The sequence below is a fragment of the Bradyrhizobium liaoningense genome, from assembly GCF_018130785.1.
Classification (GTDB): Bacteria; Pseudomonadota; Alphaproteobacteria; order Rhizobiales; family Xanthobacteraceae; genus Bradyrhizobium; species Bradyrhizobium liaoningense_A.
This window is the reverse complement of sequence record NZ_JAFCJT010000001.1, coordinates 84,445-107,216: the sequence shown is the minus strand read 5'-3', so window position 1 is coordinate 107,216 and position 22,772 is coordinate 84,445. Positions and strand designations below refer to the sequence as shown.

The following is a 22,772-nucleotide window of genomic DNA, read 5'->3' as shown; positions in this document are numbered from 1 at the left end:
TCATGTTGACATGCCTGTCTGGGGTCCTGAGCAAAGATGATGTGGCGGATTTCCGCCGCATCATGGACGCCAGCGAATGGGAGGACGGGCGCTCCACCGCCGGCTCGCAGTCGGCGATGGTCAAGCGCAACGAGCAATTGCCACCAGATGGCGAGGTTGCGCGAAAGCTGGGCAACCGCATCATCTCGGCGCTGACCTCGAACCCGCGCTTCATCGCAGCTGCGATCCCGCTCCAGATCTTCCCGCCGCTGTTCAACCGCTATGCGGCGAGCAGCGGCCACCATTTCGGCCTGCATGTCGACAACGCGATCCGCGGCGACCGCCTGACCGGCCTTCGCATCCGCACAGACCTGTCGGTCACGCTGTTCCTGGCCGAGCCGGAAGAGTATGACGGTGGCGAACTTGTGATCGAGGACACCTACGGTTCGCACGAAGTCAAGTTGCCAGCAGGCGACTGCGTGCTCTATCCCTCGACCAGCCTCCATCTCGTCACGCCGGTGACAAGGGGGACGCGGGTTGCATCTTTCTTCTGGCTTCAGAGCATGATACGGGACGATCAAGCCCGGAGCATGATCTTTGACCTCGACACCGCGATTCAGGCGCTGGTGAAACGGCTCGGGCGTGACGATCCCGAAACGGTCAAATTGACGGGTATCTATCACAATCTCATTCGCTACTGGGCCGAAGTATGAAGATCATGTCCTTCCAAGCAAGTCTTGCCGCAGCATTGATGCTGGCGGCCGCCTGGCTCGCATCCCCTGTTTCGGCCCAGACACAAAGCCCGCCGGCGTCCCCGGCAGCGGCTCGGCCGACCGCGGCGGCACCTGGTCCTCAGACGCCTGCTGCGCAGCCTCCCGTCGCCCAGACCCCTGCGCCGCCTTCATCCAGCCCGTCCTTGCCTGACGCGGCTCCGGCAGCCGCGGCACCGGCGGCGCCCGCGTCCGACACGGCATCGACGGACGGCGGCCGTTCTCTGAAGTCGGCCGCGCCGGCCATGAAGGAGTTGTCGCCCTGGGTGATGTTCATGTCGGCGGACGTCATCGTGAAGGCGGTGATGATCGGGCTCGCCTTTGCATCGCTGATGACCTGGACTGTCTTTATCGCCAAGTCGATCGAGTTGTCGGCCGCTTCCGCCAAGCTGCGTTCGGCGCTGAAGAAGATCGCTGAGGCACGGTCGCTCGCGGAAGCGCAGATGGCGCTCGGCGCCAAGCAGGGCGTCCTGCCGTCCTTCCTGGCGGCGGCCCTTCGCGAGGCCCGGATGTCGGCCGGCCTGTCCAGCGATGCCGGCATCAAGGAGCGCGCAGCCTCGAGCTTTTCGGAGATCGTGCGCGCCGAGGCGCGGCGCATCCGCATCGGCATGGGCGTGCTCGCGAGCATCGGCTCCACGTCGCCCTTCGTCGGCCTGTTCGGCACCGTGTGGGGCATCATGAACAGCTTCATCGGAATCTCGAAGTCGCAGACCACCAATCTCGCCGTCGTCGCGCCCGGCATCGCCGAGGCGCTGCTCGCCACCGCGATCGGTCTCGTCGCCGCCATTCCCGCCGTCATCATCTACAACCACTTCTCGCGCGTGACGAAGAGCTATCTCGAGCTTGTCAACCGTGCCTCGGGCGCGGCGGGGCGGCTGCTCTCGCGCGATCTCGACCGCAGCCACGGCAGCGTGCACTCGCGCGCGGCGGAGTGAACCATGGGTGTTTCGCTCGCAGACAATGATGACGACGACGATTTCGGCGAGACGCATGACATCAACGTCACGCCGTTCATCGACGTCATCCTGGTGCTGCTGATCATCTTCATGGTCGCAGCTCCGCTCTCCACGGTCGACCTGCCGGTCGATCTGCCGGTGTCGTCGACGGCGACACCGGCGAAAAAGGACAAGCCGACCTTCGTCACGATCAAGTCGGATCTGGCGGTTGCGATCGGCGAAAATTTCGTCAAGCGCGCCGACCTCGTTCGTTCGCTCGAGAATACGCCCAACATGAGCAGGGAGAAGCCGATCTTCCTGAGGGTCGATCGCGGGGTGCCTTACGGCGAGTTTTTCGACGTGCTTGAGATCTTGCGTGCGGGTAAGTTTACCCAGTTCAAGATCGAGGCACTCGAAGGCGTGCCGTCGCAAGGCGGAGCCGCGCAGCAAGCCGAGCCTGCAAGCTCGGCGAAGCAGTGAGATATGAGCGAGCCTCCTACCAGGAAATGGCTGTCGCGCAGCACTTGGGTGCTGGCGGCGATTCTCGCGCTGTTTCTTCACGTCGGCGGTGCGGCGCTGGCGATCGTCAATCTCGAGGCCGCCGATCTCGATGAAGGGCTGGGCGCCGACGGGGGCGAGATCGGTCTGGAGATGGTCGCCCTGAAAGCCGACGAAACCGACCTGCCGCCGGGACCGGAAAGTGACGCGTCGGTGGCCTCACCGGCGCTGAATCAGCAGAAGGCCGTCGTCAAGGAGGTCGATCTTCCGAAGGAGAAGCCGACCGAGACGGAGGAGGAGGCCGACAAGTTCGTCACCGAGAACAACTCCAAGAAGCCTCAGGAGGACGAGCCCGAGAAAGCCAAGGTCGAGACCAACCAGTCGGTCGAATCTGTCGCCTCGGAGGCCACCGCTCCGCGGAAACCTTCCGACGATGCAACGATCGGCGACAAAGCTCAGATCGTCGAAAAGGGGCTTCTGGACGATAAGAAGAAGCTCGTGGCGGGCTGGGCCAAGCAGATCAACGCCTGGTTCGAGCGTCACAAGCGCTACCCGAAAGTCGACAAGGTCAAGGACGCCAAGGTGAAGGTCGCCTTCGAGCTCGATCGCACCGGCAACGTCATGTCAGTCGAAATTCAGGAATCATCCGGCGACAAGCGATTTGATGATGAGGCCGTGGCGATGCTCCATCGTGCGAGCCCGCTGCCTGCGCCGCCCGCGGCACAAGCGGACGAGGGCCTCAAATTCAGCATCGACGTCATATTCAACGAAAAGAAGAAGTAGCACCCCCGTCGGCGGACGAGGACCTACACGCGCGGGGCAAGCGACCGGCGAGGCGGCTTCGCCTCAGCGCCAGTAGAGCCGGATCCCGACATAGACCACGACGAGGCAGGCGAAGATCAGTGCCACCGGGAGCGGCCGTTTCTGGGCTCCAGCGGCTGCGTTTGCCCCGAAGAAATTGACCTTCTTCGGCTTCGGTTCCGGACGGCGGAAAGCGGTAACATTGTCCGCCGCCCGCTCGGGCGGACGGGTACGAACGTCGGGCGGAGTTCCCGCGCCGCCCATCTCTGCGTAGTAGGCCTTGTAGATCGCGCCGATCGTAGCCTCGGTGGCCTCGCCCTCGCTCATCTGCGCCAGCAGGTTCTTGTAGCTCGCGAGGAACTCCTGGGCCTCCGGAGGCAGCGCGGACGACCCGTTGAGCTTGGCCATCATCTTCCAGGTGGCAAAATCGGCGCGGGCGCGGGTGTCCGCGCGTCGCGCGATCAGCATATCGGCAGCTTTGACCAAGTCGGCCTCGAGCCCTTCGGCTTGTGTTCGGGTGTTCTGTCCAACTACGCGTTGCCGGTCAGGAAGAGAACAGCCTGAATCACATAACCGGTCAACGTTCGCAGTATTCCTGAAATAACATCAAGATTTAGACCGAACTGCGAGCCCGCGAGCGGCAGCAGGATCAACAGGCCGATCAGGATCAGCATCCCGAACGGCTCGAGCCGGGCCAGTGGCATGGCGAGGGCCCGGGGCAACAGCCCGACCGCGACCCGTCCGCCGTCGAGCGGCGGGATCGGCATCATGTTGAAGACGGCCAGGACCGCGTTGATGAGCAGCGCGTTCTTGAGGTTGTCGAAGATCCACTGCGCCGAGCCGGCCGGTGCAAGGGGCAGGGCATGGAGCGCGAGAGCCGCCGCGAGCGCCAGCAGGATGTTGGTGGCGGGCCCGGCTAGGGCCACCCAGACCATGTCGAGCCTCGGGTGGTTGAGTTTGCGGAAATTGACGGGGACCGGCTTGGCATAGCCGAACAGGAACGGCGAATGCGCGAACAGCAGCATCGCCGGCAGGATCAGGGTGCCGAACGGGTCGATGTGCTTGATAGGGTTGAAGCTGACGCGTCCGAGCTGCCAGGCTGTGTTGTCACCGAGACGGTATGCGACGAAGGCGTGCGCGGCCTCGTGGAAGGTGATGGCGAGCACCAACGGCAGCACCCACACCGATAGGTCATAGAAGGAAATGTTCACGGCTCGTCTATCCCGGTTTGTGCCTCGTGACCTTGCAGCCAACCCGGCCAATCCGGTGATGGGGCAACGCGTCAGGGCAGGATATGGGACGCCGGTTCCGAAATCCCAAGCTGTAAATGATCCGCCAGCATGCCGCCTGCACGCGACAGATTGCGCGCACGGTGCAGGCGGATGTCCGCCGTCGGCAAGGGCGGCAGCCCGTCCGACAGGACGCGCAGGCGGGAAGGCACCGTGCCGGCTTTCACGACCGTGATTGCGAGGCCCTGCGCCGCGATCGCTTCCACGGCTGCCAGCGTCCGGCTGACAAAGGCGAGGCGCCAGGGCCGGCCTGCGGCATCGAGGGCGTCTGCGGCCCATTGCCGGAACAGGCAGCCCGGCGGGTAGAGCGCGACGGGCAGTATGTCCTGTGCTTCGGCTCGATACGTCCTGGCCGCGGCCCAGACCGCCTGCTCGCGCCGCAGCATCTCGCCATCGCCGCGTCCTTCCGGATGCATGGCGATGACGAGGTCATAGGCTTCGCCGAGCCGGGCCGGCATCGTCGCGGTCAGCCCGGTCTCGATCTCGACCCGGATCTCCGGATGGTTTTGGGCAAAGCGCGTCAGCAATGGCGGAATGACGATCGTGCCGTAATCGTCCATCACGCCGAGGCGAACCACGGCTTCGCGCTTGCGCGCACGGAGCGCATCGACGGCCTCTGCATTGAGGTCGAGAAGCCGCCGCGCATAAACGAGGAGTTCATCGCCTGCTGCGGTCAGCGCGACGCCGGCCCTGGTGCGTTGAAACAGCTTTGTACCGATCCGCTCCTCCAAGCGCCTGATCTGGACGCTCACCGCCGATTGAGTGCGGTTGAGCGTTGCGGCCGCGCGCGTGAACGAGCGATGCGCGGCGACGGCGAGAAAGGCCTTCAGCAGATCGGGATCGAGAACGGGAGCAGTCATGACGAAAACTTATCCCAGCATGACGGAAATTCCATTCCCTGTTTCGGCGCGCCTCGTATGTTGCGTTGAGGGCTCGTCAAGGGAGGGAGTGTGGGCGAAATCTCCGGAGTTCTGGCCGCCGTGCTGTCGAGCGGCCTCGGCGGCACCTCGATCGGCGCCACGCGCTACCTCGTGAGCAGCCTCGATCCGCTCGCGATCGGCTCGTTCCGGTTCGGCATCGGCTTCTTGCTGTTGCTGCCGCTGACGCTGCTCCGCGGGGATCGCTGGCCGGAGCGAGGGGACTGGGCCGCGGCGACCGGGCTCGGCATCCTGTTCTTCGCCTTGTTCCCGATCCTGTTCAACGCATCGCTGATCTTCACGACCGCCGCACGCGGCGCGCTCGCTTTGTCGACGCTTCCGCTGCTGTCGCTGGTAATCGGGGCTGCGCTCGGTGCTGAAGCCCTGACCTGGCGCAAATCGCTCGGTGTCGTGATTGCGACGTTTGGCGTTGCCGTCGCGCTGCTCTCCGATCTGACCTCGGCACCATCCGGCGCCTGGCGCGGTGATCTCCTGATGATGGCTGCTGCGCTATGCATGGCGCTGTATGGCATCTGGTCGAAGCCGCTGATCCGGCGCTCCAGCCCGGTCGCCTTCACCACCATGAGCATGGCGGCCGGCGCGGCCTGCCTCATCCTGCTTTCTTATGTCCGCGGCAGTTTTGCGCCTGTTACCGGCTTCGGCGTGCCGCAATGGCTGGCGGCTTTCTATCTCGGCGCCTTTGGCGCAGCGCTGACCTTCTATCTCTGGGCCTTCGCGCTGGAGCGGACGACGCCGACGCGCGTCGCGATCTCGGTGACGGTCAATCCGATCACGGCGTCTCTGGTCGGCGCCTGGCTGCTGAACGAGCCGCTGCGCTGGAATTTGGCGGCCGGCATCGTCGCGGTGTTTGCCGGGATCTGGATCGCAACGACGACAGGCCAGCGCGCTCGGGCGGCGAGCGCGTCCGCTTCAAACCAGGCCTGACGTCACGCCGGGATCGTCCCCGGATATTGCGTCAAACCGTCATCGAGCTTCAGCCAGGCGAGCTTTTCCGAGACCCAGATGTGCTCGGTCGGTGCAAAGGCGTTGCGATCGTCGAATGTGGTCAGCGAGACACCCGCGAGTGTGCCGTTGCGCCGCCACGCGAACAGCCGCGTGCCGCAGCGCTTGCAGAACACGCGGTCGATGTTTTCGGACGACGCATAGCGCTCGGTCTCGCCCTCGACGGTGAGCGCGCGTTGGTCGAATTGCGCGCGCGCGAAGTAGGGCGAGCCCATTGCCTTCTGGCACAGGCGGCAATGGCAGATGCGGACGTTGAGCGGCTCGCCTTCCGCCTTGAACCGCACCGCGCCGCACAGGCATCCACCCTCCCGGATCATGGCTCAGGCCACCCGCCATTCGCCGACTTGGCGCGCCATGTTCCAGTTGAGATTGTCGAGCTCGCCATCCATGTCGGAATTCCTGCGTCTGGTGTTGGTGAAGGCGGCCCAGCAGAAGCCGCCATGGGTTCGCACGGCAATCGTGCTCGTGCCCGGCAGGCTACCATTGTGCCACCAATTGTCTGACTTGTTGACGCTAAAGCCCTTGGCGTAGGCCGGGCTGTAGCTGGGCGCGGTGGTCATGACCTCGATGGTGCGCGGCCGCAAGATGTTCGCGGGCCTCGTATAGCCGTCGACATGCATCAGGAACTGCACGAGATCCGACGGTGCCGCGATCCAGCCACCATGGGAGTCCATCCGCCGGACATTCATGCCGTAGGGGCCCTCGCCCTGGCCGTAATAGGTGACTTCGCCGGCCTGCCGTTGCTCGCGCGTGTTGCCCGCGATGGTCATGTCGGTGACGCCGCAACGCGCGAGCACGTCGGCGCGGACACGCTCGGCATAGGGCTGGCCGGTGAGCTTCTCGATCACGCGGCCCAGCAAGCAATAGCCGAAATTGGAGTAAGCATAGTGCTGGCCCGGCGGCCGGTCGAGCGGCCGGTTGGCGAGCGTCCCGGCGATCAGCTCGGCATGATCCATCCGCGGATGCGTGAACATGGGATCGTGGTTGTCGTTGCTCCAGCCGCCGGCGGTATGCGTCAGGAGATTCTCGACCGTAATCTGGTCGATGCCGGCAGAGTAGGGCGGCGGCCCGTGATCGGTGCCAAGCAGCGCACCGGGGCCGAACACGCGATCCGTCAGCTTGAGGCGGTTCTCCTCGATCAGGCGGAAGATCGCGACCGAGGTGATCATCTTGCTGATGCTGGCGATCCGGAACAGATGCCGCGGCGTTACGGCCTCATTGCGTTCGATATCGGCAAGACCGAAGGCGTCCTCATGAACAACAGCGCCGGCATAGCCGATAGCAACGGACAGTGCCGGCACGCCGTACTTGTCCATGAAGCTGTGCGCGAGCCGTGCCATGGCGCCGCGCTCGGCCGGCGAGGGCGGGCGGATGCTCGGCGGGTTGGGCGCGACTTGCGCAAGTGCAGTCGATGATAGCAGCGGCAGCACGCCTGCGCCCGCTGCGAGCTTCACGAAATCCCGACGCCCAAAATCCTGACGACCAAGCCGCATGGTCCGCCCCTTCCAGGGGCGGCCAGTGCCTCAGTAGGTCGCCCGTCCGCCGGAAATATCAAACACCGCGCCGGTGGAGAAGGCACAATCTTCGGATGCGAGCCAGGTCACCATCGCGGCCAGCTCTTCCACCAGCACAAAGCGCGCCTTGGGGATCTTCGACAGCATGAAGTCAATGTGCTGCTGCGTCATCTGGTCGAAGATCGCGGTCTTGGCGGCTGCCGGCGTCACCGCGTTCACGAGGATATCGTGGGCTGCCAATTCCTTGCCGAGCGACTTCGTCAGCGCGATCAGGCCGGCCTTGGACGCCGAATAATGCGATGCGTTCGGATTGCCTTCCTTGCCAGCGATCGAGGCGATGTTCACGATTCGCCCGTATTTCTGCTTGAGCATGGTGGGCACGATGGCCTTGCAGGCGATGAAGGGGCCGTCGAGGTTGATGCGCAGCACTTTGCGCCACTCCTCGAGATCGGTCTCCCAAACCGGCTTGTTGACCCCGGCGATGCCGGCATTGTTGACCAGGATGTCGATCTTGCCGAAGGCCGCAAGCGTCGCATCGCGGGCCTGCTCGACGCCTGCGGTCTCGGTGACGTCGACCTTGAAGACGCGGACGTTGTCGCCGATCTCTTTTGCCGTTTTCTCGGCCAGTGCGGCATCGAAATCCCAGATCGCGACCTTGGCACCGGAATCGACGAAACGCTGGGTGATGGCGCGGCCAAAACCCTGCGCACCGCCGGTGACGACAGCGACGCGGCCGTTGAGATCAATCTTGTTCATGAGATGCGATCCCCTGAGCGTCAGAGCATGTAGCCGCCGTCGACGACGAGGTCGACGCCGGTGGTGAAGGCGCTTTCGTCACTGCCGAGATAGACTGCCATGGAAGCGATTTCGTCGGCGGTGCCGAGCCGGCCCATCTTCTGGCGCGAGACGAACATCTCCTTGCCTTGCGGCCCCTGCGCGGCGGCGCGGTCGAGCATCGAGGGGGTCTCGACGGTGCCGGGGCAGATGCTGTTGCAGCGGATGCCCTTGGTGATGAAGTCGAGCGCGACCGCGCGCGTCAGCAGCGATACCGCAGCCTTCGACGCGCTGTAGACGTAGCGGTTGGCCGGCGGCCGCAGCGCCGCGCAGGACGAGATGTTGACGATGCTGCCGCCGCCACCCGCCAGCATCTCGGGCAGGAAGGCCCGGATGGTCCGGTGCATCGACTTGACGTTGAGATCGAACGAGAAGTCAAAATCCTCTTCCGAGCACTCCAGGATGGTGCCGTGATGCACGAAGCCGGCCGCGTTGAGCAGGATGTCGACCTTGCCGACGCGATTGGCGAAGGCGTTGACGTCGGCGGTGTTGCGGACGTCGAGCTTTGCGACCTCGGCGATGCCTTCCTTGGTCAGGCCCGCGATGCCGGCCTCGTTGATGTCGGTGGCGATGACGGTTGCGCCTTCACGCGCGAATGCGATGGCGCATGCGCGCCCGATGCCTGCGGCCGCAGCCGTGACGACGGCGCGTTTTCCCTTGAGGCGGTCTGCCATTTTTTTCTCCTTTGAAATTCTTTTCGTCAATCCGGGGCGCGCCTCTTGGCGCGAGCCCGGAATCCATTTTTCGACGTGTTCTGTGGCCTGATGGATTCCGGGCTCGCGACTGCGTCGCGCCCCGGAAATGACAGTGTCAGTGATTGTCCCGCGCCACGCCAAACGTGCCGGCGACGTTCTGGTAGCGCGTGGCGAGCTCCATGCAGGCGCCGGTCGATTGCTGGCCGACCGTGTTGCGGTAGATCTCCTGCCACGGCGTCTGGTTCGCCGGATGCTTGAAGCCGCCATCGGCCATCAGCTCGGCGTGGCGCTTCTTCACCTCGTCGTCCGAGATCAGGATGTTGGCGCTGCCCTTGTTGAGGTCGATGCGCACCTTGTCGCCGGTCTTGAGGATCGCGAGCCCGCCATTGGCGGCGGCTTCCGGCGAGGCGTTCAGGATCGAGGGCGAGCCCGAGGTGCCGGACTGGCGGCCGTCGCCGATGCAGGGCAGGGACAGGATGCCGCGTTTGATCAGCGCCGCCGGCGGCTGCATGTTCACGACCTCGGCGCCGCCGGGATAGCCGATCGGCCCAGTGCCGCGAACGAACAGCACGCAGCGCTCGTCGATATCCAGCGAAGCATCGTCGATCCGCTCGTGATAATCCTCCGGACCTTCGAACACGATGGCGCGACCCTCGAAGGCGTTGAGGTCTTTCGGGTTGCTGAGATAGCGGTCGCGGAATTCCTTGGAGATCACGCTGGTCTTCATGATCGCGGAATCGAACAGATTGCCCTTCAGCACCAGGAATCCGGCATCCTTCACCAGCGGCTTGTCGTAGGCCCAGATCACGTCGTTGTCGGGCTTCGGTGCGTCCTTGCAGTTCTCGCCGATGCCGCGGCCGTTGACGGTGACCGCGTCCTCATGGATGCGCTTGTGCTTCATCAGCTCGCGCACCACGGCCGGCACGCCGCCGGCGCGGTGGAATTCCTCGCCGAGATAGAAGCCGGCCGGCTGCATGTTGACCAGCAGCGGCACGTCGTGGCCGACCTTCTGCCAATCGTCGATCGACAGTTCGACGCCGATGTGGCGCGCGAGCGCGTTGATGTGGATCGGCGCGTTGGTCGAGCCACCGATCGCCGAATTGATCACGATGCAGTTCTCGAACGCCTTGCGGGTCAGGATGTCCGAGGGCTTGAGGTCTTCCCAGACCATCTCGACGGCACGCTTGCCGGTCTCGTAGGCGATCTGGCCACGCTCGCGGTAGGGCGCGGGAATCGCCGAGCAGCCCGGCAGCGAGAAGCCGAGCGCTTCGGCAAGCCCGTTCATGGTCGAGGCGGTGCCCATGGTGTTGCAATGGCCGACCGAGGGCGCCGAGGATGCCACGATCTCCATGAACTCTTCATAGTCGATCTCGCCGGCGGCGAGCCGTTCGCGCGACTTCCAGACGATGGTGCCGGAGCCGGTGCGCTCGCCGGCGTGCCAGCCGTTCAGCATCGGGCCGCCCGACAGCACAATCGCGGGCAGATTGACGGTCGCCGCCGCCATCATGCAGGCCGGGGTGGTCTTGTCGCAGCCGGTGGTCAGCACCACGCCGTCGAGCGGATAGCCGTACAGGATCTCGACGAGGCCGAGATAGGCGAGGTTGCGGTCGAGCGCCGCGGTCGGACGCTTGCCGGTCTCCTGGATCGGGTGGGTGGGAAACTCCATCGCAATGCCGCCGGCCTCGCGGATGCCCTCGCGGACGCGGTGCGCCAGCTCGATATGGTGGCGGTTGCAGGGGGAAAGGTCGTTGCCGGTCTGGGCGATGCCGATGATCGGCTTGCCGGACTGAAGCTCGGCCCGGGTGAGGCCGTAATTCAAATAGCGCTCCATATAGAGCGCGGTCATGCCCGGGTTATGCGGGTTGTTGAACCATTCCTGCGAGCGGAGGTGGCGGCGAGCGCCGTTGCTGGCGGGCGCATGCCCATTGGTTGGCTTTTTTGTCATTGGTTTCTCCTGCAATGCAAACGCACTGGCGTCGGTCCTAGGCTGTCGGCTTGTGCGATGCCCAACGGCGCGAGCGATGATCTGCTGTCCCGCTGGCGGGTCGTTCCCTCACAAATGCGATACTAGTCTTGGCCATTTGGTAACGCTATCATTTTGTTCGCCGCGCCAGCGCCCGATGCGGCAGGCCTGCCGTCCGAGCGCCGCGACGACGAGCTTTGCCGCTCGATCACTTTGAAGCCGAGATCGAGCACCGGCTGCTCGGGGCGCCGTCCGTCGATCGCTTCGATCAGCATGGTGGCGGCCGTGTTGCCCATCTCGTAGCGGTTGGTGCGCACGCTGGTGAGGGTGGGCACGGCGGAGGCCATGAATTCGAGGTCGTTGAAACCGACGATCGCGATCTGCTCGGGGACCGCGATCTCCCGGCGCCGGCATTCAAACAGCACGCCAAGCGCGAGGTCGTCATTGGCGCAGAACACCGCGTCGATGCCTGGCTGCCGCGCCAGCAGATCGGTGAACAGGGCGCCGCCGAGCGTCACCGAGGTCGGTGTCGCCGTCGTGACGACGAGGCGCTGCTCGAACAGGCCGGCGTCCTTCATGGCCGAGACATATCCGTCCAGCCGCCGCTGCACCCGCGGATCCATGCGCGCGCCCACGAAGCCGATCTTGCGGTGGCCTTGCGCGAACAGGTGCGCGATCGCCGCGCGGGCTGCGTCATAGTGCGAAAAGCCGATCATCATGTCGACCGGATTGGGCCCGATCTCCATGATCTGCACGATCGGGCAGTCCGCCGCCTCCAGCATCGCGCGCGATTCCGTGGTCTGGTCGATGCCGGTGACGATCAGTCCGGCCGGCTTCTGCGCGAGAAACAGGCGCAGCAGCTTCTCCTCCTGGAGAATGCTGTAGCGCGTGTTGGACAACTGGATCGAGTACCGGCTGCCTTCGGAGGCGTCATAGATGCCGCGCAGCACGTCGGAAAACACGTTGTTGGTCAGTGACGGGATCAGGACGCCGATCACTTCGGTGCGCTGCGAGGCCAGCGCCCGCGCCGCCAGGTTCGGCACATAGCCGAGCTCCCTGGCCGCGCTCTCGACCCGCGTCCGCTTGGCGACCGACAGCGCCTCCGGATTGCGGAAGAACCGGGACGCCGTGATCGGGCTGACGCCGGCAAGCTCGGCAACTTCCGCCAGCCGGATTTTACCTGACTTGGTGCGTTTTCGACCCATTTGTTGGTCTTAGCATAGCCACACCCGCAAACAAAGGATCGTTGACAGCGCTACCAGCAACGACTAACCAAAGACAAATTGCCAAAACCGCACAAACTGCCGACAATGTCGCCCGCTAAGATCGGGCTTCGTTCGGTGAAGTCTGAAAAAACAAGACGGTCGCGGCGCAAGAGGCGTCGTGGACTTTCGAGGAGGGAGCTAGATGTCGTCTGTGCAAATCCGCGACGTGCGGAAATCGTTCGGCAATTTTGAAGTCCTGCACGGCGTTTCGATTCCGATCGAGGACGGCCAGTTCGTCGTCCTGGTTGGCCCCTCAGGCTGCGGCAAGTCGACGCTTCTGCGCATGCTTGCAGGCCTCGAGAACATCACCTCCGGCACGATCTCGATCGGCGACCGCGTCGTCAACAATATCCAGCCCAAGGAGCGGGATATTGCGATGGTGTTCCAGAACTACGCGCTCTATCCGCACATGACGGTCGGCGAGAACATGGGCTTCTCGCTGAAGCTGCGGAACGCGAGCTCCGACGAGATCAACAAGCGCGTCAAGCGCGCCGCCGAAATTCTCGCGCTGTCGCCGCTGCTCGAGCGCTATCCGCGCCAGCTCTCCGGCGGACAGCGCCAGCGCGTCGCGATGGGCCGCGCGATCGTGCGCGATCCGCAGGTGTTCCTGTTCGACGAGCCGTTGTCGAACCTCGACGCCAAGCTGCGCGTCGCCATGCGCACCGAGATCAAGGAGCTGCACCAGCGGCTGAAGACGACGACCGTCTACGTCACCCACGACCAGATCGAGGCCATGACCATGGCCGACAAGATCGTCGTCATGCATGACGGCATCGTCGAGCAGATGGGCACGCCGCTCGAGCTCTATGACAAGCCTGAAAACCAGTTCGTCGCCGGCTTCATCGGTTCGCCCGCCATGAACTTCCTGAAGGGGCATGTCCGCGTCAACGGCGTTGCGACCTTCGAGGGTCCGAACGGCGTCAAGCTGCCGCTCAAGAACGCGCCGGCCGGGTCTGACGGCCGCCCCGTGGTCTATGGCGTGCGGCCCGAGCATTTCACCATCGCGGACGACGGCGCCGACGCCGAGATCATCGTGGTCGAGCCGACCGGCTCGGAGACGCAGGTGTTCGCCAAGGTCGGCGGCGAGCAGGTCGTCGCGGTTTTCCGTGAGCGTCACCAGTTCAACCCGGGCGACAAGGTGCGGCTGAAGCCCGATCCGTCGCTGGTTCACTTGTTCGACGAGGCGACAGGCAAACGCATGTAGCGACGCCGAAGAACTGCCCAAGAACGACCCAATACAAATATAAAATTTAAGGGAGAGAACGATGAGCGATTTCGACAGGCGTAGTGTGCTCAAAGCAGGCCTGGGCGGCGCAGCCTTGCTGGCCGGCCCGGGCATCGTGCCGGTGCGCGCTGCTGAGTGGACCAACACGCCCGAGCCGAACGCGTCCATCCGCGTCCTGCGCTGGAAGCAGTTCATCCAGGCTGAGTTCGACAAGTTCGCCGAGCAGACCAAGAAGTTCTCCGAGAAGACCGGCGTCAAGGTCAAGCTCGAGGCCGAGAGCTGGGAGGACATTCGTCCGAAGGCCGCGGTCGCCGCCAATGTCGGTGCCGGGCCCGACCTGATCATCGGCACGCTCGATGATCCCCACAAATTCCCGGAGAAGCTGATCGACGTCACCGACGTCGCCCAATATCTCGGCGCGCAGTATGGCGGTTGGTACCCGGTCGCCGAGAAGTACGGCAAGAAGGGCAATGGCTGGATCGCGATTCCGCAAGGCGCGACCGGCGGCTGCCTGAACTACCGCATCAGCCATGTGAAGGCCGCCGGCTTCGAGGAATTCCCCAAGGATACCGCCGGCTTCCTCAAGCTCTGCCAGGCCCTGAAGAAGAACAACACACCGGCCGGCTTCGCTCTCGGCCACGCCACGGGCGATGCCAACGGCTGGTGCCAGTGGGCGCTGTGGGCGTTCGGTGGCAAGGTCGTCAACGACAAGAACGAGGTCGTGATCGACTCGCCCGAGACGATCGCCGCGCTCGAATACGTCAAGCAACTCTATGAGACCTTCATCCCCGGCGTGCTGTCCTGGAACGACTCCAACAACAACAAGGCGTTCCTGAACGGCGAACTCAGCCTCACCCTGAACGGCATCTCGATCTGGACCGTCGGCAAGAACTCCACGGATCCGAAGCAGCAGGAGATCGCCAAGGACATGAACCATGCGCCGATGCCGATCGGGCCGGTTGGCGTGTCCACTGAGCAGCAGAACGTGCTCGTCTATTACGGCTACAAGCACTCGAAGTATCCGAAGGCGGTCAAGGAATTCATCAAGTTCATGATGGACAAGGAGAACTACGACGCGTGGGAGGTCGCCTCCAACGGCTACGTCTCGCCGCCGCTCCCGGCCTATAACGACAACCCGGTGTGGACGTCGGACCCGAAGATCACCCCGTACCGCGACTGCCTGAAGCGCTGCCGCGACAACGGCTTTGCCGGTGATCTCGGTTATGCCTCCGCCGCCGTGATGGGCGACTTCGTCGTCGTCGACATGTTCGCCGAGGCGGCCTCGGGCTCCGCGACGCCGAAGCAGGCCGCCGCGCGCGCCGCCGAGCGCGCCAAGCGCTACTACCAGGTCTGATCAGCCTCTAATCTGCGCGGCGTCCGGTTCGCCGGACGCCGCGACTCCCAGAGCGTTTTCGAGCGAAGTGGATACCGGTTCGCATCAAGAAAGCGCGTCGAAACTAGAATCTAGAGCCCCGTTCCGATTCCATCGGAACGGAGATGGCTCTAGTTGAGGGGAATCCGACATGGCAGTCATGGCCGAGTCCGCTGTCGCGCAGGTCAAGCCCGGTAGCTTGTGGTCCAGAGCATTCGAAAGCCGGAACTTTCTCGGCGCGATGTTCATGGTGCCGGCAATCGCCATCCTCATCCTGTTTCTGGCTTATCCGCTGGCGCTGGGTTTCTGGCTCGGCATGACCGACACGAAAATCGGCGGGGCGGGCCGCTACATCGGCTTCCAGAACTTCATCTCGCTGTCCAAGGACTCCGTGTTCTGGCTGTCGGTGTTCAACACCATCTTCTACACGGTGTTCGCGAGCGTCGTGAAATTCGCGATCGGACTTTACCTGGCGCTGTTGCTCAACGAGCGGCTGCCATTCAAGTCGATGATCCGTGCGATCGTGCTGCTGCCTTTCGTGGTGCCGACAGTGCTCTCGGCGATCGCGTTCTGGTGGATCTATGACAGCCAGTTCTCGATCATCTCCTGGGTGCTGGTGAAGGCCGGCCTGATCACGCGCTACATCGACTTCCTCGGCGACCCCTGGAATGCGCGCTGGTCGGTCATCGCCGCCAATATCTGGCGCGGCGTGCCTTTCGTGGCGATCACGCTGCTGGCGGGCCTTCAGACCATCTCGCCGTCGCTCTATGAGGCCGCCAATCTCGACGGCGCCACCAACATGCAGCGCTTCCGCCACATCACGCTGCCGATGCTGTCGCCGATCATCGCGGTCGTGATGACCTTTTCGGTGCTGATGACGTTCACCGACTTCCAGCTGATCTACACCATCACGCGGGGCGGGCCGATCAATGCCACGCATCTGATGGCGACGCTGTCGTTCCAGCGCGCCATCACCGGCGGCAATCTCGGCGAGGGCGCGGCGATCTCGAACGCGATGATTCCGTTCCTGGTCGCGGCGATCCTGCTCAGCTTCTTCGGGCTTCAGCGTTCCCGCTGGCAGCAGGGCGGGAGGGACTGACAATGACCACGACGGACGACCAAAGCGTCGGAATGGACTACCTCGAGAGCTTCCCGCGGAAGTTCTTGCGCGTCTACCTTCCGCTTGGCCTGATCATCTTCTTCCTGCTGTTTCCGTTCTACTGGATGGCGGTTGCGACGTTCAAGCCGGACGCGGAGATGTACGACTACGAGAAGTACAATCCGTTCTGGATCGTGAATCCGACCATCGAGCATATCAAGAAGCTGTTGGTCGAAACCGACTATCCGCTCTGGATGTGGAACACCGTGATCGTTTCGGTGTCCTCCACCTTCATCTCGCTGTTCGCCAGCGTCTGCGCCGCCTATGCGATCGAGCGGCTGCGCTACAAGGGCTCGCGCTATGTGGGCCTTGCGATCTTCCTCGGCTATCTCGTGCCGCCTTCGATCCTGTTCATTCCGCTGGCGGCGATCGTGTTCCAGCTCGGTCTGTTCGACGGCAATCTGGCGCTGATCCTGACCTATCCGACCTTCCTGATCCCGTTCTGCACCTGGCTCTTGATGGGCTATTTCCGCACCATTCCTTACGAGCTCGAGGAGTGCGCGCTGATCGACGGCGCGACGCGGCTCCAGATCCTGGTCAAAATCACGCTGCCGCTGTCGCTCCCAGGAGTGATCTCGGCGGGCATCTTCGCCTTCACGTTGTCCTGGAACGAGTTCATCTACGCGCTGACCTTCATCTCCTCGTCGGAGAACAAGACCATCCCCGTCGGCGCCATCACCGAGCTCGTCAGCGGCGACGTCTATCATTGGGGCGCGCTGATGGCGGCCGCACTGACCGGCTCCGTCCCTGTAGTTATCCTTTATTCCTTCTTCGTAGAGTACTATGTGTCGGCGATGACCGGCGCCGTGAAGGAATGATCGCGGGGCCTGCCTGAGATCGCGCCAGGAGGGCGTTCCAGTGAACGCCCCGAAAGAGGTGCGTTCCGGCCAATAAAAAGGAGTAGGCTCTTGCACATTCTGGTTCTGGGCGCCGCCGGCATGGTCGGCCGCAAACTCTGTGAACGGCTGCTGCGCGATGGCCGGCTCGGCAAGAGCGACGTCACCAAGCTGACCATGCATGACGTGGTCGAGCCCAAAAAGCCGGAAAAGGCTGGTTTCCCCGTCGAGACCGTGTCGGGCGATTTCGCCGTGCCGGGCGCGGCCGAGAAGCTGATCGCCGGCCGGCCGGACGTGATCTTCCATCTCGCCGCAATCGTCTCGGGCGAAGCCGAGCTCGATTTCGACAAGGGCTACCGCATCAATCTCGACGGCACGCGGATGCTGCTCGACGCCGTCAGGCTCGTCGGCGGCGGCTACAAGCCGCGCGTGGTCTTCACCTCGTCAATCGCGGTGTTCGGCGCGCCGTTCCCGGATGCGATCGGCGATGAGTTCTTCCACACGCCGCTGCTCAGCTACGGCACCCAGAAGGCGATTGGAGAGCTGCTGCTCGCCGATTATTCGCGCCGCGGCTTCCTCGACGGCATCGGCATCCGCCTGCCGACCATCTGCATCCGGCCGGGCCTGCCCAACAAGGCGGCATCGGGATTCTTCTCCAACATCCTGCGCGAGCCGCTGGCCGGCAAGGAAGCGGTGCTCCCGGTTTCCGAGGACGTCCGCCACTGGCACGCCACGCCGCGCTCCGCCGTCGGCTTCCTGCTGCACGCCGGCACCATGGACCTCGCCAAGGTTGGTCCACGCCGCAACCTGACCATGCCCGGTTTCTCGGCAACAGTCGGCGAGCAGATCGCAGCGCTGCGGCGTGTTGCCGGCGACAAGGTCGCCGCGCGCATCAAGCACGAGCTCGATCCGTTCATCGTCGGCATCGTCGGCGGCTGGCCGCGCAATTTCGAGGCGAAGCGGGCGCGCGAGCTCGGCTTCACCACCGAAGAGAAGAGCTTCGACGACATCATCCGCATTCACATCGAAGACGAGCTCGGCGGCAATTTCGTCGCCTGATCTAACCGATGAACAGCGTGGATATGACGATGGCGAGCGTTGCTTGCATCGGTGAATGCATGGTCGAGCTCCGGCAGGCCCAAGGGGGACATTCCTCCGGGCAGTCCGCCGGGCAGGGCGGTGGGCTCTACTCACGCGGCTTTGGCGGCGACACCCTCAACACGGCGGTGTATCTGGCGCGGCTCGAGGTCAAGGTCGACTATCTCACCGCGCTCGGCGATGACGCCTTGAGCGACGAGATGATCGCGGCCTGGAATGCGGAGAGTGTCGGCACCCGCCGTGTCGTGCGGTTGCCGGGCAAGCTGCCCGGCCTCTACATGATCCAGACCGATGCGAAGGGCGAGCGCCAGTTCTTCCACTGGCGCGACAGTGCGGCGGCGCGCCAGCTGATGAGCCTGCCGGAGACGGACGAACTCCTCAACTCGTTGATGAGCTACGACATCGTCTATCTCTCCGCGATCACGCTCTCGATCTACGACGCCGCCGGACGCGAGCGCCTGTTCGCGGCGATCAAGCGCGCGCGCCTGCTCGGCACCCGCTTCGTGTTCGACACCAATTTTCGTGCGCGGGGATGGCCCGATCGCGACGTCGCGCGCGAGGTGTTTGCGGCGGCCTTCGCGGCCGCCGACATTGTGCTGACCTCGACCGAGGATCTGCTCGCGCTCTATCCCGGCGAGAGCCACGACCAGCTGATGGCGCGCATCCCCACGCCCGAGCTGGTGTTCCGGCTGGCCGACCCCGTCAGCCTGCTGCGCTTCCCCGGGGGGACCAGCGAGGTCCGCGCCGAACCAATGACCAAGCCCGTGGTTGACACCACGGCGGCGGGCGACAGCTTTGCCGCGGCCTATATCGCCGCCCGGCTCACGGGGGCCGATCCAGTCGAGGCGGCCCAGGCCGGGCATCGTCTCGCCAGCCTCGTGATCTGCTATCCCGGCGCCATCATTCCGGGCTATGCCATGCCGCCGAAAAAGCGGCACCGGGCTGCGCCCACGCGTCTAGCGACCAAGTGAAACGAAAAGATCCTCAAGATGCCCACTGCTGCCCAACAGAACCACCTCGTCGCCCTGTTCAAGGCCGCGACCGTCATTCCCGTCCTCACCATCGAGCGTATCCAGGACGCCGTGCCGCTGGCGCATGCGCTGGTGGCCGGCGGCGTCCGCACCCTGGAGGTGACCCTGCGCACCCCTGTTGCGATCGAGGCGGCGCGGGCGATCATGGCCGAAGTGCCCGAGGCGGTGGTCGGCATCGGCACGATCCTCAATCCGGCCGACTTCACCCGCGTCGAGAAACTCGGCGTCGCGTTCGGTATCAGCCCCGGCCTGACCCCCGATCTCCTCGCGGCCGCCGCGCATAGCTCCCTGCCGTTCGCGCCGGGCATTGCCACGGCTTCCGAGCTGATGTTGGCGCTGTCGCACGGCTTCGACGTCGCGAAATTCTTCCCGGCCGAGCAGGCTGGCGGCATCAAGGGCCTGCGCGCCTTCGGTGGCCCGTTCCCGAACGTGCGGTTCTGCCCCACGGGCGGGGTCGGCGAGGCCAATGCGGCGACCTGGCTGGCCGAGCCGAACGTGGTCGCGGTCGGCGGTTCCTGGCTGTGCCCGACGGCGGAGATCAGGGCCGGGAACTGGGCCGGCATAACTGCCATCTGCCAGCGCACCCTTCAGGCCCTTAAACCTGCGTGAAGTCTTGCCATCCCTAAGCTAAGACTTAGGTCAGGAAGAGACCCCAGGGAGAAAAGACCATGACCGCCAGCATCGTCGGATGGGCGCATACGCCGTTCGGCAAGTTCGACACGGAAACCGTCGAAAGCCTCGTCACGCGCGTCGCCAATGAGGCGCTGGCCGATGCCGGCATTTCCGCCTCCGACGTCGACGAGATCGTGCTCGGCCATTTCAACGCCGGCTTCTCGCCGCAGGATTTTACCGCCTCGCTGGTGCTCCAGGCCGACTCGAAGCTGCGCTTCAAGCCGGCAACGCGCGTCGAGAACGCCTGCGCGACGGGTTCTGCCGCCGTCCACCAGGGCCTGCGCGCGATCGCCGCAGGGGCGGCGAAAATCGTGCTGGTCGTCGGCGTCGAGCAGATGACCCGCACGCTGGGCCCGGAGATCGGCAAGAACCTGCTCAAGGCGTCCTATCTGCCCGAGGACGGCGACACCGTCGGCGGCTTCGCCGGCGTGTTCGGCAAGATCGCCAGCTCCTACTTCCAGAAATACGGCGACCAGTCCGATGCGCTGGCGCTGATCGCGGCCAAGAACCACAAGAACGGCGTCGCCAATCCCTTCGCTCAGATGCGCAAGGATTTCGGCTTCGACTTCTGCCGCGCCGAGAGCGAGAAGAACCCCTATGTCGCCGGTCCCCTGAAGCGCACCGACTGCTCGCTGGTGTCCGACGGCGCCGCCGCGCTGGTCTTGGCCGATGCCGAGACCGCCAAGGGCATGGGCAAGTCGATCGGCTTCCGCGCCGCGGCGCACGCCCAGGACTTCCTGCCGATGTCCAAGCGCGACATCCTCCAGTTCGAGGGCTGCACGGTCGCCTGGCAGCGCGCGCTGGAGCAGGCCGGCATCACGCTCAACGATCTCTCCTTCGTCGAGACCCATGACTGCTTCACGGTCGCCGAACTGATCGAGTACGAAGCAATGGGCCTGACGCCGAAGGGGCAGGGCGCCCGCGCCATCAAGGAAGGCTGGACCCTCAAGGACGGCAAGCTGCCGGTCAACCCGTCCGGCGGCCTGAAAGCCAAGGGCCATCCGATCGGCGCCACCGGCGTCTCCATGCATGTGATGACCGCCATGCAGCTCGCCGGCCAGGCGCCCGAGGGCATGCAGCTCAAGAACGCCAAGCTGGGCGGCATCTTCAACATGGGCGGCGCGGCGGTGGCCAACTACGTCTCCGTCCTGGAGCCGCTGAAGTAAGCTCTCGTCGGGTGGGCAAAGGCGCGGAAGGCCCGTGCCCGCCATTTTCTTTGCGCTAGATCATGGTGGGCACGCTTCGGCTTGCCCACCCTGACGCTCCTGATTGATTTGCGGGAAAGCTATCATGAGCAATGACTACGAATCTTCGCTGTCGCTGGACGCCCTGAACGATCGCATCGCGATCCTCGAGGATAATATTCGCCAGCTCATCGAGCAGGCCGCAGCCGCCTCGGGCGAGCAGAACGAGTCGCGCATCGCCGACCGCATCAACCAGCAGAACGACGAACTCGACCGTCTCATCAAGATCCGCGAATCCCGCCAGAAGAAATAGCAGCCGCAGCGCCGCGCATACGGCCATACGCCGGCTGCCCTTGCGCGCGCGGCGCCGCTGCCTTTAGCTGGACCGAAATCGCGGCGCCGCCTTGAGAGCCCGCGCAATCGGGAGCAAACGGATGGGGCCGCTGAAGGGCATCAAGGTCGTCGACATGACCACCGTGCTGATGGGGCCCTATGCGACCCAGATGCTCGGCGATTACGGTGCCGACGTCATCAAGGTGGAATCGCTCGACGGCGACGTCACCCGCCTGATCGGCCCGATGCGCCACGCCGGCATGGGCCCGGTGTTCCTCAACACCAACCGCAGCAAGCGCTCGATCTGCCTCGACCTGAAGAAGCCTGCGGGGCGCGAGGCCGTGCTGCGGCTGCTGAAGGACGCCGACGTTCTCGTCTACAATGTCCGCCCGCAGGCGATGGCGCGGCTTCAGCTCGGCTACGACGTCGTCTCCGCAATCAACCCGCGCCTCGTCTATGCCGGTGTGTTCGGCTTCGGCCAGGACGGGCCTTATGCCGCCAAGCCCGCCTATGACGACCTGATCCAGGGCGCGACGGCGCTCCCCGCCTTGATGGCGCAGACTGGTGATGGCGTGCCGCGCTATGTACCGAACGCGCTGGTCGACCGCATCGTCGGCCTCACCGCCGTCGGCGCGATCTGCGCCAGTCTCGTGCATCGGGATCGCACCGGCCGCGGCCAGCGCGTCGACATCCCGATGTTCGAGACCATGGCCGGCTTCGTCATGGGCGATCACATGGGCGGGCTCACCTACGAGCCGCCGCTCGACAAGGGCGGCTATGCCCGCCACCTCTCGCGCGACCGCCGGCCCTACAAGACCTCGGACGGCTATCTCAGCGTCATTGTCTACAACGACAAGCAGTGGGAGAATTTCTTCAAGGCAACGAGCCGCGACGATCTGCGCGCCGATCCCAAATTCGCGACCTTCGCCGGCCGCGCCGCCAATATCGACGTCGTCTATGCCGAGCTCGCCCGCATCTTCGAGACCCGCACCACGGCGGAGTGGATCGAGCTGCTGACCAAAGCTGATGTGCCTGTGATGCCCATGCACGATCTGCAAACGATCCTGCACGATGAGCATCTCGAGGCGACCGGCTTCTTCCCGGTCGTGACCCATCCGACGGAGGGCGCCATCCGCAGCATGAAGGTGACGGCGACCTGGTCGGCGACGGAAGCCGAGCCTGTTCGGCTCGCGCCGCGGCTCAATGAACACGGTGAGGAGATCCTTCGCGAGATCGGCTATTCCCAGGACGAGATCGCGGCCATGGTCCGCGACGGCGTCACGCGTTCGCCGCCGGAGTAGGGGAAAATGACAAATGACTCTCTCATCCGTCATTCCGGGGCGCGACGAAGTCGCGAGCCCGGAATCCATTGATTCTCC

Annotated in this window: 24 protein-coding genes; 15 read left to right on the top strand and 9 right to left on the bottom strand. The window is 64.5% G+C overall.

Features of this window, described 5'->3' with window-relative positions:
- The first annotated feature begins 2 nt into the window (after positions 1-2).
- Genes JQ627_RS00480 through JQ627_RS00465 form a run of 4 tightly spaced genes read left to right on the top strand, consistent with a single transcriptional unit; the run spans position 3 to position 2,965 of the window.
- Positions 3-692: a Fe2+-dependent dioxygenase gene (locus tag JQ627_RS00480; protein WP_212482214.1), complete on the top strand. Its 690-nt coding sequence runs from the start codon at positions 3-5 to the stop codon at positions 690-692.
- Entirely contained in the window at positions 689-1,684 is a 996-nt protein-coding gene (exbB, locus tag JQ627_RS00475; RefSeq protein WP_212482213.1) for a tonB-system energizer ExbB, read from the top strand. Before JQ627_RS00480 ends, exbB begins: the two co-directional genes overlap by 4 nt.
- Before the next feature lie 3 nt (positions 1,685-1,687).
- Positions 1,688-2,164 (top strand): biopolymer transporter ExbD, encoded by a 477-nt coding sequence (locus tag JQ627_RS00470; RefSeq protein ID WP_212482212.1) that lies wholly within the window; start codon positions 1,688-1,690, stop codon positions 2,162-2,164.
- 3 nt (positions 2,165-2,167) lie between these two features.
- Positions 2,168-2,965, top strand: a complete 798-nt coding sequence (locus JQ627_RS00465; protein ID WP_212482211.1) for an energy transducer TonB — start codon at positions 2,168-2,170, stop codon at positions 2,963-2,965.
- 63 nt (positions 2,966-3,028) lie between these two features.
- Here JQ627_RS00465 and JQ627_RS00460 read toward each other — a convergent pair whose 3' ends face one another.
- The 3 genes from JQ627_RS00460 to JQ627_RS00450 form a co-directional block, all read right to left on the bottom strand.
- Positions 3,029-3,451, bottom strand: a complete 423-nt coding sequence (locus JQ627_RS00460) for a hypothetical protein (RefSeq protein ID WP_212483121.1) — start codon at positions 3,449-3,451, stop codon at positions 3,029-3,031.
- A 62-nt stretch (positions 3,452-3,513) separates the two neighbouring features.
- Positions 3,514-4,194 (bottom strand): site-2 protease family protein, encoded by a 681-nt coding sequence (locus JQ627_RS00455; RefSeq protein WP_212482210.1) that lies wholly within the window; start codon positions 4,192-4,194, stop codon positions 3,514-3,516.
- 71 nt (positions 4,195-4,265) lie between these two features.
- Positions 4,266-5,132 (bottom strand): LysR family transcriptional regulator, encoded by an 867-nt coding sequence (locus JQ627_RS00450; RefSeq protein ID WP_212482209.1) that lies wholly within the window; start codon positions 5,130-5,132, stop codon positions 4,266-4,268.
- A 90-nt stretch (positions 5,133-5,222) separates the two neighbouring features.
- Between JQ627_RS00450 and JQ627_RS00445 the strand changes: the two genes are divergently transcribed.
- Complete coding sequence (locus tag JQ627_RS00445; protein ID WP_212482208.1) at positions 5,223-6,134, top strand: DMT family transporter; 912 nt, start codon at positions 5,223-5,225, stop codon at positions 6,132-6,134.
- 2 nt (positions 6,135-6,136) lie between these two features.
- Here the strand turns inward: JQ627_RS00445 and JQ627_RS00440 are convergent, their stop codons facing one another.
- From JQ627_RS00440 to JQ627_RS00415, 6 genes are all read right to left on the bottom strand, one after another.
- Complete coding sequence (locus tag JQ627_RS00440) at positions 6,137-6,529, bottom strand: GFA family protein (protein WP_212482207.1); 393 nt, start codon at positions 6,527-6,529, stop codon at positions 6,137-6,139.
- A gap of 3 nt (positions 6,530-6,532) precedes the next feature.
- Positions 6,533-7,705 carry a serine hydrolase gene (locus JQ627_RS00435; RefSeq protein ID WP_212482206.1) on the bottom strand — a complete coding sequence of 391 codons (1,173 nt, stop codon included), beginning with the start codon at positions 7,703-7,705 and terminating at the stop codon, positions 6,533-6,535.
- Between the two features lie 30 nt (positions 7,706-7,735).
- Complete coding sequence (locus tag JQ627_RS00430; RefSeq protein ID WP_212482205.1) at positions 7,736-8,482, bottom strand: SDR family NAD(P)-dependent oxidoreductase; 747 nt, start codon at positions 8,480-8,482, stop codon at positions 7,736-7,738.
- Between the two features lie 20 nt (positions 8,483-8,502).
- Positions 8,503-9,234: an SDR family oxidoreductase gene (locus JQ627_RS00425; RefSeq protein WP_212482204.1), complete on the bottom strand. Its 732-nt coding sequence runs from the start codon at positions 9,232-9,234 to the stop codon at positions 8,503-8,505.
- A gap of 136 nt (positions 9,235-9,370) precedes the next feature.
- Entirely contained in the window at positions 9,371-11,200 is a 1,830-nt protein-coding gene (locus JQ627_RS00420; protein WP_212482203.1) for an IlvD/Edd family dehydratase, read from the bottom strand.
- 122 nt (positions 11,201-11,322) lie between these two features.
- Positions 11,323-12,423, bottom strand: a complete 1,101-nt coding sequence (locus tag JQ627_RS00415) for a LacI family DNA-binding transcriptional regulator (RefSeq protein ID WP_212482202.1) — start codon at positions 12,421-12,423, stop codon at positions 11,323-11,325.
- Between the two features lie 202 nt (positions 12,424-12,625).
- Between JQ627_RS00415 and JQ627_RS00410 the strand changes: the two genes are divergently transcribed.
- From JQ627_RS00410 to JQ627_RS00365, 10 genes are all read left to right on the top strand, one after another.
- Positions 12,626-13,687, top strand: coding sequence for an ABC transporter ATP-binding protein (locus JQ627_RS00410; protein WP_212482201.1), 1,062 nt, complete (start codon positions 12,626-12,628; stop codon positions 13,685-13,687).
- Positions 13,688-13,748: 61 nt separating this feature from the next.
- Positions 13,749-15,062 (top strand): ABC transporter substrate-binding protein, encoded by a 1,314-nt coding sequence (locus JQ627_RS00405; protein WP_212482200.1) that lies wholly within the window; start codon positions 13,749-13,751, stop codon positions 15,060-15,062.
- A gap of 169 nt (positions 15,063-15,231) precedes the next feature.
- The gene (locus tag JQ627_RS00400; RefSeq protein ID WP_212482199.1) at positions 15,232-16,179 is read left to right on the top strand and encodes a carbohydrate ABC transporter permease; all 948 of its coding nucleotides are present in this window, start codon (positions 15,232-15,234) and stop codon (positions 16,177-16,179) included.
- 2 nt (positions 16,180-16,181) lie between these two features.
- The gene (locus JQ627_RS00395; protein WP_212482198.1) at positions 16,182-17,057 is read left to right on the top strand and encodes a carbohydrate ABC transporter permease; all 876 of its coding nucleotides are present in this window, start codon (positions 16,182-16,184) and stop codon (positions 17,055-17,057) included.
- A gap of 90 nt (positions 17,058-17,147) precedes the next feature.
- Entirely contained in the window at positions 17,148-18,134 is a 987-nt protein-coding gene (gene denD / locus JQ627_RS00390) for a D-erythronate dehydrogenase (protein WP_212482197.1), read from the top strand.
- 29 nt (positions 18,135-18,163) lie between these two features.
- A complete protein-coding gene (locus JQ627_RS00385) occupies positions 18,164-19,144 on the top strand; it encodes a sugar kinase (RefSeq protein ID WP_212482196.1) in 981 nt (326 codons plus the stop codon).
- Positions 19,145-19,162: 18 nt separating this feature from the next.
- Positions 19,163-19,813, top strand: a complete 651-nt coding sequence (gene eda, locus JQ627_RS00380; protein WP_212482195.1) for a bifunctional 4-hydroxy-2-oxoglutarate aldolase/2-dehydro-3-deoxy-phosphogluconate aldolase — start codon at positions 19,163-19,165, stop codon at positions 19,811-19,813.
- Between the two features lie 59 nt (positions 19,814-19,872).
- Positions 19,873-21,042 carry an acetyl-CoA acetyltransferase gene (locus JQ627_RS00375; RefSeq protein ID WP_212482194.1) on the top strand — a complete coding sequence of 390 codons (1,170 nt, stop codon included), beginning with the start codon at positions 19,873-19,875 and terminating at the stop codon, positions 21,040-21,042.
- Between the two features lie 124 nt (positions 21,043-21,166).
- On the top strand, positions 21,167-21,373 hold the full coding sequence (locus JQ627_RS00370) for a hypothetical protein (protein ID WP_212482193.1): 207 nt from the start codon (positions 21,167-21,169) through the stop codon (positions 21,371-21,373).
- A gap of 121 nt (positions 21,374-21,494) precedes the next feature.
- A complete protein-coding gene (locus JQ627_RS00365) occupies positions 21,495-22,694 on the top strand; it encodes a CaiB/BaiF CoA-transferase family protein (RefSeq protein ID WP_212482192.1) in 1,200 nt (399 codons plus the stop codon).
- Positions 22,695-22,772: the final 78 nt, after the last annotated feature.